General features: G+C 44.1%; 14 protein-coding genes. 6 read left to right on the top strand and 8 right to left on the bottom strand.

Going from position 1 to position 12,682, the window contains the following annotated elements:
• Positions 1–28 precede the first annotated feature (28 nt).
• Positions 29–1,024 (bottom strand): N-acetylmuramic acid 6-phosphate etherase, encoded by a 996-nt coding sequence (murQ, locus tag D1814_RS05105; protein ID WP_118490395.1) that lies wholly within the window; start codon positions 1,022–1,024, stop codon positions 29–31.
• Between the two features lie 188 nt (positions 1,025–1,212).
• On the opposite strand from murQ, the gene alr reads away from it, so the two are divergent.
• Positions 1,213–2,289 carry an alanine racemase gene (gene alr, locus D1814_RS05100; protein ID WP_118490394.1) on the top strand — a complete coding sequence of 359 codons (1,077 nt, stop codon included), beginning with the start codon at positions 1,213–1,215 and terminating at the stop codon, positions 2,287–2,289.
• 701 nt (positions 2,290–2,990) lie between these two features.
• On the opposite strand, the gene D1814_RS05095 is transcribed toward alr, so the two are convergent.
• The 4 genes from D1814_RS05095 to D1814_RS05080 form a co-directional block, all read right to left on the bottom strand.
• Positions 2,991–3,704, bottom strand: coding sequence for a YitT family protein (locus tag D1814_RS05095; protein WP_118490393.1), 714 nt, complete (start codon positions 3,702–3,704; stop codon positions 2,991–2,993).
• A 233-nt stretch (positions 3,705–3,937) separates the two neighbouring features.
• Positions 3,938–4,249, bottom strand: a complete 312-nt coding sequence (locus D1814_RS05090) for a hypothetical protein (protein WP_118490392.1) — start codon at positions 4,247–4,249, stop codon at positions 3,938–3,940.
• Between the two features lie 88 nt (positions 4,250–4,337).
• Positions 4,338–4,727, bottom strand: a complete 390-nt coding sequence (locus tag D1814_RS05085) for a VOC family protein (protein WP_118490391.1) — start codon at positions 4,725–4,727, stop codon at positions 4,338–4,340.
• 45 nt (positions 4,728–4,772) lie between these two features.
• The gene (locus D1814_RS05080) at positions 4,773–5,027 is read right to left on the bottom strand and encodes a Rho-binding antiterminator (RefSeq protein ID WP_118490390.1); all 255 of its coding nucleotides are present in this window, start codon (positions 5,025–5,027) and stop codon (positions 4,773–4,775) included.
• Between the two features lie 344 nt (positions 5,028–5,371).
• Between D1814_RS05080 and D1814_RS05075 the strand changes: the two genes are divergently transcribed.
• The 4 genes from D1814_RS05075 (at position 5,372) to D1814_RS05060 (ending at position 9,475) form a co-directional block, all read left to right on the top strand.
• Positions 5,372–6,490 carry a porin gene (locus tag D1814_RS05075; RefSeq protein ID WP_118490389.1) on the top strand — a complete coding sequence of 373 codons (1,119 nt, stop codon included), beginning with the start codon at positions 5,372–5,374 and terminating at the stop codon, positions 6,488–6,490.
• A gap of 19 nt (positions 6,491–6,509) precedes the next feature.
• Positions 6,510–7,307, top strand: a complete 798-nt coding sequence (locus tag D1814_RS05070) for a substrate-binding periplasmic protein (protein WP_118490388.1) — start codon at positions 6,510–6,512, stop codon at positions 7,305–7,307.
• 181 nt (positions 7,308–7,488) lie between these two features.
• Positions 7,489–8,760, top strand: coding sequence for an NRAMP family divalent metal transporter (locus D1814_RS05065; protein WP_118490387.1), 1,272 nt, complete (start codon positions 7,489–7,491; stop codon positions 8,758–8,760).
• A 355-nt stretch (positions 8,761–9,115) separates the two neighbouring features.
• Positions 9,116–9,475: a hypothetical protein gene (locus D1814_RS05060; RefSeq protein ID WP_232368980.1), complete on the top strand. Its 360-nt coding sequence runs from the start codon at positions 9,116–9,118 to the stop codon at positions 9,473–9,475.
• Between the two features lie 11 nt (positions 9,476–9,486).
• Here the strand turns inward: D1814_RS05060 and glyA are convergent, their stop codons facing one another.
• Positions 9,487–10,743, bottom strand: a complete 1,257-nt coding sequence (gene glyA / locus D1814_RS05055; RefSeq protein ID WP_118490385.1) for a serine hydroxymethyltransferase — start codon at positions 10,741–10,743, stop codon at positions 9,487–9,489.
• A gap of 232 nt (positions 10,744–10,975) precedes the next feature.
• Between glyA and D1814_RS05050 the strand changes: the two genes are divergently transcribed.
• Positions 10,976–11,833, top strand: a complete 858-nt coding sequence (locus D1814_RS05050; RefSeq protein WP_118490384.1) for a LysR family transcriptional regulator — start codon at positions 10,976–10,978, stop codon at positions 11,831–11,833.
• Positions 11,834–11,850: 17 nt separating this feature from the next.
• Here the strand turns inward: D1814_RS05050 and D1814_RS05045 are convergent, their stop codons facing one another.
• Together D1814_RS05045 and D1814_RS05040 are read right to left on the bottom strand one after the other, a co-directional pair.
• The gene (locus D1814_RS05045) at positions 11,851–12,180 is read right to left on the bottom strand and encodes a zinc ribbon domain-containing protein YjdM (protein ID WP_118490383.1); all 330 of its coding nucleotides are present in this window, start codon (positions 12,178–12,180) and stop codon (positions 11,851–11,853) included.
• Between the two features lie 24 nt (positions 12,181–12,204).
• Positions 12,205–12,660 (bottom strand): GNAT family N-acetyltransferase, encoded by a 456-nt coding sequence (locus D1814_RS05040; protein WP_118490382.1) that lies wholly within the window; start codon positions 12,658–12,660, stop codon positions 12,205–12,207.
• Between the last annotated feature and the right edge of the window lie 22 nt (positions 12,661–12,682).

Raw genomic sequence — 12,682 nt, 5'->3', positions numbered from 1 at the left:
AGTCCCTTATTGCAGTGAACTGCGTTAGCTATTTGCTTTCTTCTACGGACTTACGCAAATAACCATCGTTGGCATTTAGCTGCGCGGATGCCTGCTCTGCGGTTTGCCCTGTTAGTACCATTAAAATTGCCACTTTTGCTTTGTTGTTACATGCACTAAGTGCTGCTAATGCGGTGTCTTCACTACAGTCGGTAGCCTGCATAACAATGCGAAGGGCACGAGCTTTAAGTTTTTCGTTAGTGGCATTCACATCTACCATCAAGTTTTGGTAGGTTTTTCCCAACTTAATCATAGTGCTGGTGCTTATCATATTAAGAACTAGCTTTTGGGCTGTACCCGACTTCATGCGGGTGCTGCCCGTAAGTGCTTCAGGGCCGACAACGGGGCATATGGCCGCGTCAGCATACTCAAAAATAGCGGCATTAGGGCTGCAAGCAATTGCACCAGTAAAGCACCCTAGAGAACGAGCATAGTCCAGTGCACCACTTACATAGGGCGTCCGACCGCTAGCTGAAATACCAATAACTGTATCGGTTTGGGTTAAAGATAAATTTTCAAGATCAGTGCGACCTGCATCAAAATTGTCCTCCGCGCCTTCCACTGCGTGCTGAACGGCCTTCTCTCCGCCCGCTATTACACCCACAACCATTTCATCGGGTACGCTAAAGGTAGGGCGACACTCAACTGCGTCCAGAATGCCTAACCTACCGCTGGTACCTGCACCGATATAAATAAGCCTTCCGCCGTTTTTAATGCTGACAGTTGCGGCATCAACCGCTTTCGTTATTTGGGGTATTTGAAGTGCTACCGCGCTTGCGACTTTAGCATCCTCGTTGTTAAGGCGGGTTAGAATGCCTTGGGTACTTAACGTATCTATATCCAAGGTATCGGGATTTCTGCCTTCAGAGACAACTTTATTCAGTGATTTAGCTAATTCGTTCACGGTGGGAGCATCATCTGCCGCGTTGATTTTAATACGAGTGGTTGCGGGCGAATCTGAAGTAGAGGGGTTGTGCGAAGACATGTTAAACCTTGAAGCAACGAAATGATTAAAATAAGCGAGCGCAAAGCATAACGGTATTTTAAACCATAAGAAACCTTGCGTTAGCCAGCAGGTTTTTCAATATTAATCCTGCGCCCCAAATGCGCTTCTCGTGGTACACTTAGGCTTTATATGTTTCCCCATTAAACATTTAAGGAACGTGTTTTTCAGTGAGCCGACAAACGCAAGCTATTATTCATGCTGACGCCATTTTACATAATTTCAAAGCCCTTGCCGCTTTAGCGCCATCTAGTCAATCTATGGCTGTGGTCAAAGCCGACGCTTATGGTCATGGAGCCGTAAATGTGGCGCGTATTCTTCAGCATGTTTCTTCGCGTTTTGCTGTAGCTATTATCGAAGAAGCTGTTGCCCTTCGCGATGCGGGAATTACCGCACCAATCGTTGTTTTAGAAGGGGCGCATCAGGCGAAAGAGTGCCAAATGGCGTTTCAGCATAACTGCATTTTAGTTATGCATTGTGAAGAACAGCTTGCTTGGTTAGAAAGCTGCCCCGAACAGCAACGCCCCCACATTTGGTTAAAAGTAGATAGCGGTATGCATCGCTTAGGCTTTGCGCTTTCAAACATCGAAGAGATTACTGAAAAATATCGACACCTATTGAGTGATAACACGGTTATTGCTACGCACTTTGCGTGCGCTGACGATATAGATAATAACTTTACCACCACGCAAATCGATGGGTTTAATCAGGTTGCTGAAAAGCTGGGCTTACCAACTAGCGTGGCTAACTCACCGGCTACGGTAAATTGGCCCGCAAGTCGAAATGCGTGGAACCGATTGGGAGTGGGCGTTTACGGGGGGGCTGTTTCAACGTCACAAAACATTGATGTTGAGATGTATCCGGCCATGACGCTTCGCTCTAGCGTATTGGCAGTGCGAACTATACCGGCAGGCGAGGGTGTCGGGTACGGGCAAACCTGGGTGGCGAATAAACCCAGCAAAATTGCAACCGTAGGTATTGGTTATGCCGACGGCTACCCTAGACATTGTAAAAACGGTACGCCAGTCATGGTTAGGGGGAAGCGCGCTTATTTGGTAGGCCGCGTATCTATGGACATGATCACCATTGATGTGACGCATATCGACAACGTAGCAGTGGGCGATGAAGTAGAGCTTTGGGGGCAGAATGTACCTGTTCAGGAAGTTGCAGCTAATGCCGACACCATCGACTACGAATTAATGACCCGCGTTTCTCAGCGTGTACCGCGCATTGTGAAATACCTCTAGTTATCAACGCAGTGCCAGTTTGAGCAATCTTTATACAATACCAGTCCGCATAGATCATTGCCCACTCAGCGAGAGTTAAAATGTTCGTAATCGCGGCGTGTTACCGCAGGTATAGTGGTTCTACATCAAGGTGACACAACAAAGAGTACGGGCATTTTAAACTCGCCCTTCGGGAAGGTCTGGCAAGCTTCCTAGCTACATTCTGGGAATTTGAAAGGGAACAGCCATTCCTGCATTCCCACGCTTTGCTAGGAAACTTGCCAGCGCCTTCTGAGTGGGCAATGATCTATGCGGATTGGTATAATTTAATAAAGCACTATTCATTAAAAGAATGAGACTTTTACCCCTAATTTGAGCTTTACTGTTAAAGCTTAGTTATGGGATTGCGGCGAATATATCGCCTCCAACTGTTCTGAGCACCAACTCATAAGTGAGGTTTGTATGCGTACTTCGTTTTCTCGTCCGAGAGTGAATCGTGGAGTAGTTAGTCGACCGTCAAGACCAGTTCAAAAGAAGCAATAGGTTTGTTGTAGGCGTCAAGGAATACAAATAAAAGATACAATAAAGCCCGGTTAGGTAGCGCCTAACCGGGCTTTTTATTTATTGCTTATGTGAGTTGTTGTTTACCTTCAGCTTGGCGCTATCTGTTTAGACGCTTACGTCTTTAAACAAACGCAAAACCATAAGCACTGACTACCAACTTAGCCGTTTTGGGCGCGAAGCTCGCTTTCCAAGCTGCTGTGCTCATTGCTATCCACACGCTTCGCGTCAGCCTTTTTTGATACTGTTTTAGCCTTGTCTGAACTGTCTTCGCCCGATACTGGGAAGTAACGTTCAGGTCTATGGTTAAGCGAAATAACCATATTTAAACAAAACGCCGCGAGTATCGAGATAAGCACCAATGGCCACGAGATAAAATACAGCGCGCTAAGCAATATGCAGCTATCTACAGTTAACTGGAAAGTCCCAGCTCTGATATTAAAGCGTTGCTGTAAGTAAAAGGCCATAATACCAACGCCGCCTAGGCTAGAGCTGTGACGGAACATCATCAGCATGCCAACACCAATTAAAATGCCGCCAAATACCGCAGCGAAGAAAGGGTTAACGTGGCTGATATCTACAAATGCCGGAATTTGCTCGGTCAATACAGAAACAGTGGTAACAGAGATAAACGTGTTAATAGTGAAACGCTTGCTAATTTGCGTCCACGCTAGGGTATAGAAAGGTAGGTTAATCAAAAAGAATAACAAGCCGAAGTCCATGTCAAAACCATAAGTACCCAACAGCGCAAGTCCTGCTGCGCCACCTACCATTAGATCCTGAGACTGAAAAAGATATACGCCAAAAGCAACAAACAAGCCGGCGCTTATCAGGGCGAAAACATCCTCGATGAAACTGTGTTTTGTTTTTTGCATAGAAATGAGTTTGCGTTAAGAAGACACAGCGTAATTATACGTTTACAGCACACTCGGTGACAGCGGGATGAAAAGTTAAGTCGGTGCAATAAAAGTAAGAAGGTAAGTTTGCCTTTACGACTTTTAGCGCTTCAGTGAATAGGGTGTTGCGGCAATGTAAACGCTGCACCAAGGTGGTTCACTTTTATAACCTAGAGGGCGCAATGGTCTCTTAATATATGAAGGTTGTATGATTATTCAACAATAGAGAACACCACAATATCCTGCTTATTAAATTCTACACTGCATTTCATGATACCTAAGTGCAGTGGACTATATGCTTCAATTTTGCTGCCATTTGCAACAAACTCAGTATCCCACAACAATAAGTCTGCGGTGCCTAGCTGGCGTTCAACGCTTTTTTTCGACACCCCTGGCGTAAAGTTGTCGCAAAGAATAATGACCTCACGTCTTGCTTCAATCCAGTAAAAGGTAGTGGTGATCAAAAGTGCTATCGCCGCTATTGCAACAACATCTGCAATAATAGAGCGTTTCATGGCCTGCACGTTTTACTTCTCCTCTACGTCTTCACTGCGGGTGATTAAACCTTGTGATACAAAATGCGCTACAAGCAAGGTGCACCTGTATAAAGTGCTATTCAGTGGTTTGGATCAAATCCCACATATTGCCAAACTTATCTTTAAAGATGGCTACCGTACCATAAACTTCTTCACGGGGAGTTTCTAAAAACACCACCCCTTTACTTTGCATTTCGTAAAAGTCGCGCCAAAAGTTATCGGTATTTAAAATTAAAAAGACCTTGTCTGCGGCTTGGTTACCAATAAGCGCTAGTTCAACGTCGTTTTTAGCTTGCGCTAGCAGCAAGCTAGCTGAACTGTTTGGTGGTGTTACCAATACGAAGCGCGAGTGTTCTCCAGTTGCTTTATCTTCAGTTAAGTTGAAATTTAAAACCGTTGTAAAATACTCAATTGCGTTGTCGTAGTCGTCTACAAAGAAGGTAATCGCCGAAAGGTGTTGTGTCATAAATGTGGTTCAGTTAAAAATGGTTGAGTGAACTCGGCATACTACCTAAAAGCTCACCGAGCTGAAATGTGGGTTATCAGTTATTGCATGAAGTTGAGCGATTTCATTAAGAGCAATGTTTTCTACATTACCGTTAATGCGCATTTGTATACATTCTGTGGGCACATTGCTGCGTTTATCTATAACAGTATTTATTGCCTTGCCGTTTTTTAGCTCCCCACTTTTTAATACAGCGCTTACCTCAAGTTTATACATGCAGGCTATTTCTATGTAGTCATAAAGCTGACAGGCTATATTCACAGGCTTTCCTATAATTGCATTTAAAGTGTTGCTCAAATTTTAGATAAACCCTGACGTTCACGGCAAAAACTTCTTTATTTACCGTACGTTTATTCCACTTCACTTTAAACATTCAGCTGCGAATGTTTAAATGCTGCCGCCTATCGGAGTGGCGGAATTTCTCAACTTAATTCACAGAAGTCAGACCTTAACAAATGATCTTTTTTTAAGGTTTGCTCAGTATTGTTAGTACTGAAGGATTTATTTTGGTGCGCGAAATACTTAAGCGCTTAAACGCCCCTTTACTCTATTAGAGGCAATTTTTAGCAAAGGGTTCCCGCCAAAAATTCAATACAGGAACAGTAATGAACAAGCTACTATCCGCATTTTCTTTAGTTTCAATTGCTACGTGCGCTTCGACCGGCATAAAGGCCGACGAACTTCCCTTTAATTTAAGCGGTCACGTTAGGGTTAATTACGGGCATCAAGATTGGCAAATCCCCGAGTTTAGAGATGGTTTTGAGTTCGAATCATTCAAGCTTGGCGTATCCGGCGAGTCAGACCAGTTTAGCTATAAAGCAGAGTACCGTTGGTACGAAAATACTGATTTTGATACCGTTCGCTTCGCTGATCTCACGTATCATTTTAATGATCAAACCGAAATCACCGCAGGTATAACTCAAACCCCGTTTGGTCTACAGCCCTTTGCCAGCAACAACTTTTGGTTTTCAGTTAATTATTATCTTGGCTTCGAAGATGACTACGATGCTGGGGTTAAAATAAATCACGATTGGGGCAAATGGGATTTTCAAGCCGCTTACTTTATGAATGATGAGTACAATGACGCAGCCGAGTTTGGTCGTTACTCATTTGATGTGGCTGATGACGGGGAATACCGAAATAAAGAAGACGGGCAGTACAACCTACGTGCCAACTACTCAGCGAATTTTATTCGCGGTGCGACTACCGACATCGGCGTGTCGTATCAGTACGGTAACATTCTAAACTTAGATACGTTAGATGATGGTGATATGAATGCCTATGCTGTTCATATGCGTCATACTCAAGGTGACGTGAAAGTTGAGCTTCAATATATCGACTATGAATATGATTTGGCTGCACCTGAAGGGCAGGCTAACGACCGTATAGCGCTATCGTCTTTTACCTTTCCATTTCTGGCGGCCGCTGACGGTAAAACGTATTCAGCGAACCTTGTGTATTCGGTGCCCTATAAATTTACGCATATAGAATCACTTACCTGCTATTCAGAATACAGTGTTGCCAAAGGCGAAGGAAATGAAGGGAAAAACTCTTCTCAATGGATAAATGGCTGTAGCTTTGGCTGGGATAAATTGTTTGTATATGTAGATAGTATCCAAGGCAAAAATATGTGGTTTTCAGGAGGCCCTGGCGTTGGGCTAGATTTAGGCGGCAGACAAGAAACCACCCACCGGTTGAACATAAACCTTGGCATTTACTTCTAATTAAAAACAGGACTTTGACATGCGATTACTACTTATAGCGACATTTATACTAGCGCTAATTCCAATGCAAAGTTTTGCCCATTCATGGATGAAACTGCGCATAGCGACCACAGAATATGCGCCTTACACGTCAACTGAAATGCAGCACGAAGGTTACATAAACCATATCATCGCCGATGCATTTTTAGAAACTGGCGTTGTGGTGGAGTTCGTATCCTTACCGTGGGAAGAAGCCTTAGAAGCAACGCTAAAAGGTGAATATGACGCAGTTTCTTACGGCAACTTTGTACGCTCTCGTGAAAGCGAGTTTTTTCACAGCAACCCAATAAGCGCAGAAAGCCTAGTCTTCTACGTAAACGCTGAAAAAGGCCCCGATAGTTGGAGTGACCTTAGCGATATGCAAGACCTAAAAATGGGGATCACAGAAGGGTATTTATACAATGATGAGCTTGCCGCCTATATAAAAAGCAACGAGGGCGTAGTTGAACGCGCGACCGATAAAGCCAACCTAGAAGCGCTGATAAACGGCGATATCGATGTATTTCCCATTGATGAACTTACCGGTTGGTATTTGCTACAGCGAGACTTTAACAGCAGCGACCGTCGTGATGTTATGCCTATTAAACCGTTTATTTCTACGGTAACCACGCATTTGTTAGTGCCTAAAGGGCAAGGCGATAGCCAGCTTATTTTGTCTTTATTCAATAAAGGGCTAGAAGAGCTAACGTTGGAAGGTAAATTAACTCGCTTCAAGCGACTGTTAAAAGAAGGGTATTATCAGCACCCGCAGAAAAAGGTAAATTTTGACCGACGCTAACACACAGCCGTGTTTTAAACGCGTGCTAATCCACGACTTTTCAATTTGAAATAAAGGTTGCGAACCAAATGCGGTTCGCAACCTTTATTCATGCTGCTTTCTCATCATTTAGTGTCTTTTCTGCTGATTATTAAACTGATATGGTTAACGGCTATTTTCTAATGCCCATTTAGAGGTTGCCTTGCCGTACTCAGCTGAAACACCATTCCTTGCTCGCGTTACCGCCTTACTAAAATTACTCGGTCCTGGTGTGCTTATGGCGACAGCGGCGGTAGGTGGTAGCCATTTGGTGGCCTCAACTCAGGCGGGAGCAAAGTTCGGATGGCAGTTAGCGCTTCTCATATTGGTGGTAAACCTACTTAAATACCCGTTTTTCAGGGCAGGCGTAAGTTACACCATCAGTACGAAGCAAACCCTGCAGCAAGGCTATTTAGAGATGGGTAAACGCTACCTAGCCATTGCCTTATGCTTAAATACTATCGCATCGGTAGTCAATGCTGCGGCACTGTTACTGTTTGCAGCAAGTCTGTTGTCGTATTTTATTCCATTTGAAATAGCTATAGCGGTGTCTGCCTCAGTAGTTTTAGCGCTTATATTACTGATTTTGCTGGCAGGGCATTTTGAAGGACTCGATAACATTGCCAAAGGCATAATGGGTGTGCTTGTGGTGGCAACCATAGCAGTATTTATCGTTGCACTTAGTAATTATACCGCGCCAGCGGTACAAGCTGAATCTCAACCTTCGCCGTGGACGCTCGCCACATTAGGCTTTTTAGTGGTAACAATGGGGTGGATGCCTGCACCTATTGAAATATCCTCTATTACTTCTCTTTGGTTAAAACGACAGTGTAAAGGTCAAGCGGTGACGCCGAAGTCGGCCCTTTTCGATTTTAACTTGGGCTATGCGGTAACTGTATTACTTGCGCTGTTGTTTTTGGGGCTAGGTGCATTAATTTTGTATGGTAGTGGCACAGAGCTTAGCACTAGTGGTATTGGCTTTTCTCACCAGCTAATCAGCATGTACTCGTCAACCATCGGGGAGTGGGCGCATCTGCTTATCGCGATAGTGGCGTTTCTATGTATATTCGGCTCGGCGCTAACCGTATATGACGGCTATGCGCGAGTGGTTGCAGAAGCAATTGCGCTATTGTTTAACAAGGGTAAAGCCGCCCGCAATACGCTTGTAACACCAGTATTGCTTTTCATGGCAATATTCAGCTTTATTATTGTGCTCTTTTTCAAGTCGGCTTTATTAGCCATGTTAGGCTTTGCGATGACGTTAGCTTTTGTAACCACGCCCATGTTTGCTTGGCTTAACCATAAGCTGGTGGCACAAACTAAGCTGCACCCTGATGCCGCGCCTAATAAGGTAGTAAAGTTACTCAGTTTGCTAGGCCTAATTTACCTGTTTGGGTTTCTTTTGGTATTTGTTTGGTGGAAGTGGTTTAGCTAACGACTAACCCCAGAACACAGCCTTACTCGCCACCACCTTTGCCAGCCGGTTACTGCTATTGCTAGCCGGCCAACTTCAGCAATTTAATACGAATCTCTTGAAAGCGCCTAAAGACATGAGAACCCCTCGGTTGGTGCTTTATTTCTTCGAGCAGTAGTAAATTAGTTTAATTATTTATACCAGTCTAAGTATTCATTTAAGACTCATCTATACTAAAAGCGACGCTGCTAAAGGAGTGCGCAATTCGGTGCGTAAAGTAAAATTATTTCCATCACTACATTCAGACAAATACATTAGCTTTGTGTTGCTTTGCTTCGTATGTATAACGATGTGGGGATGCACAAAAGATGAGCCGATGTCCATACAGTGGAACAATGCCTATGATGTTGAAAGGGAGCTTCACCTTTTAGGGCAGCAGGATGACCCGCGAGAAATTTATAAGCGTTTGCAGGGCATGAAACTGCAAGCATCGCTTCAGCTATCCCAGCTTCGCAAGACAGGACAGCACGACCCACTATTTACCGAATGGCTAGAGTCATTAAGAATAAGTTTGTCGCTAGCGCCACTGTATAGCAACACAATCGAAACCTGTGACGTGTGGCAAAATGCAATGGAAGAAGCGTGGGGCGTTCAAACTATTGAGTTTAACGAACGAGCTAAACTCGTGTGGCGGGTAATGGTCGCTACCTGTAATGCACGAGTTCGCTCTTTGTAAACCGCTAGATTTTACTTAGTGTAAACAGGGCGGGCAGCAGTTAGCGTAGCAACCTTATCTTTTATTTGCTGAATAAGATTACTGTCTTCAGGTTCTGACAACACATCGCAAATCCAGTTAGCTAACTGGGCACAATCAGCCTCGCTAAAATTACGAGAAGTCACCGCTGGCGTACCTATCCGAATGCCACTTGTCACAAAAGGCGACTGTGGGTCGTTAGGCACAGTATTCTTATTAACAGTAATATTCACACTATTTAAAATAGCGTCTGCCTCTTTACCCGTCATTCCCTTACTAACCAGACTTAGTAAAAACATGTGGTTGTCAGTTCCGTTAGAGACCACATCAAATCCACGCTTCATAAATACGTCTGCCATAGCGCGTGCATTGGTAACCACTTGCTTTTGATACGCTTTAAATTCGGCTGTCATGGCTTCTTTAAACGCTACAGCTTTAGCCGCGATAACGTGCATAAGCGGGCCGCCCTGAATTCCCGGGAAAATAAGTGAGTTAAACTTCTTTTCAAGTTCAGGGTTTGACTTACACATAATGAGTCCGCCGCGAGGGCCACGTAGTGTTTTGTGGGTAGTGGTAGTAACCACATGCGCGGCGTTAATTGGCGAAGGATAAACACCCGCTGCGACAAGACCTGCTACGTGCGCCATATCTACCAGCAAATACGCGCCTACACTATCGGCAATCTCTCTAAACTTTTGCCAATCGACAACACGAGAATATGCTGAAAACCCTGCCACGATCATTTTTGGGTTATGCTCTTTAGCTAAGGCTGCTACTTGGTCGTAGTCAATCTCACCGGTTTCGGTGTTTAGCCCATATTGAATGGCATTGTATAGCTTGCCTGAAAAATTAGGTTTTGCACCATGGGTTAGGTGACCACCGTGATCAAGACTTAACCCGAGTATGGTATCGCCAGGGCTTAGCAGTGCCATGTAAACCGCAGTATTGGCTTGCGAACCAGAATGGGGCTGAACATTAACATAATCAGCTTCAAACAGGGCTTTGGCTCTGTCGATAGCAAGCTGTTCAACTTTATCCACGGCTTCACAGCCACCGTAATAACGCTTACCCGGATAGCCCTCTGCATACTTGTTCGTTAGCTGACTACCCTGCGCCTGCATAACGGCTTTACTGGTGTAGTTCTCTGATGCGATTAGCTCGATGTGATGTTCTTGGCGTTCGTCTTCTTGTGCAATAAATTGGGCGATATCTGGGTCTTGCTGAGTAAGGTTTTGGTTTAGCGTATTCATGCTGCCTCCTAATTGTCGTTGTTGTGTATTCGATACTAGAAGTGCAAAATGAATAAATAAAATTAATAAAAAATATGGCATTATAATTTTATTAAATAACTGCAGCTGTACTTTTGGCACGGCACGTTTGTGCTTTGTTTGTAGTAAAGTGGCTAATAAAGTGAGCTTTTAAACTTCGTTGGTGAAAGGTCAGTGTTTAGTTGAAGCTATAAAGAAGGTGTAAAGCAAAGAAATGAAGAACTTGTCCATAGATTTCTTACGCTCGTTCGTCCTTATCGCACAGACGGGAAGCTACACACAGTGCGCCGAGCAGCTGCAACGGACTCAACCGGCAATAAGTCTTCAAATTAAAAAACTAGAAGAAATGGTTGGGGAGAAGCTTTTTTCTCGCGACAAAAATCGTTTAGCGCTTACTGGCGCTGGTAGTCGCTTGCTGTCATATGGTGAGAAAATAGTAGCGCTTAATGACCAAGCTATGGCTGAGTTCGGTAAGCCTCAGGTGACTGGAAATATTAAGTTAGGTATTCCCAGTGAATTTAGCACCACGCTTATGCCTAAAATCATTCGGCGGTTCACACAAACTTACCCGGAAATATCGCTAGAGGTGCATTGCGCGCTAAGCAAAGATTTGTTGAGCGAACCGTTAAAAAGCCAGTTCGACTTAATTTTGTCATTACAGGAAACACCAAATCCACAGCAGGATGGCTTCATCATCTCAGATCAACTGGTATGGGTAGGCAGTCAGCGCTTTGTTAACAATGTGCCTGCTAAGCTCCCTATTATTGCAGCCCCCTCACCGTGTATTTATCGCAAGCGCGCCACTAACCTTTTATCCGCAATCAAAAAGCCGTGGCAGGTGGTATACACCATTGCCGATTTAAACGGTATTCAAACTGCTATTAATGAAGGGCTAGGCATTACGGTACTGGCAAAAAGCTCAGTACCGTCAGGATTGCACATTTTATCTAATTCAGAAAACTTGCCTGAACTTGGACATGTAGGCGTTTGCTTAGTTAACCCTCAAAAAGTGTCATCTAAAGCGATTAGTCTGCTAACCGAAACCATTACTAACGAGGTCGCTAACTTCTAAAGTGATATATTGTTTGTCTATGCTTTTTTAACAAACTGCGCGGTAAGCATCATTTCACCGGCACCATCTACTTTACAGTCTAGCTGGTGGTCTTTGGCATCTTTCACATGACGGATAACCGCTTTGGTACCAATTTTAAGTACAAGCGAGCTGCCTTTTACTTTCAAATCTTTTGCCAGCGTTATCTTGTCACCAGCAACTAACGGCGTACCGTTATAATCTTTTGCAGAGACTTCTTCTTCAACCTCGTTCGGGTTCCACTCGTGACCACATTCGGGGCAAATAAGTAAAGACTGGTCTTCATATACATATTCAGACTGGCAATGCGGGCAAGGGGGTAGTGACATGTGGAATTCTCTTAAAATTTTAAATTAAAGCGCTCGGGTCATAAAGTGACTGTTAGGGTCAAGCGAATAGCTACCAAAAGGGCCGCAGTCGACAAAACCGAACTTTTTATAAAGCGTTCTTGCCGCTAAAAAGTAGTCTTGCGTTCCTGTTTCTAAACTTACCGAACTAAACCCTTTCATTTTCGCATGTTCTAAGGCAAAAAGTAATAACTGAGAAGCCACGCCACACCCTCTATAGGGCTTTGCCGTTCTCATAGATTTTAGCTCTGCGCTATGTGTATCAAGGGCTTTAATAGCAACACACCCCGCAAGCTGTTGCTGCTTCCAACCACTAAAAAAAGTAATGTTAGGCGCTTTTAGTGCATCAACATCTAATGCGTGTACGCACTCTGGAGGCGACGTTGCATACATATCTGACAAATGCTCTTCCAAAAGCGCTAGTACATCTCCTCCGTTAAGATCATCAATTATAATCTTCATGTACTTTGTCCTTTAGATGTAT

The sequence above is a fragment of the Alteromonas sp. BL110 genome, assembly GCF_003443615.1.
Classification (GTDB): Bacteria; Pseudomonadota; Gammaproteobacteria; order Enterobacterales; family Alteromonadaceae; genus Alteromonas.
This window is presented reverse-complemented; position numbering and strand designations above follow the sequence as displayed.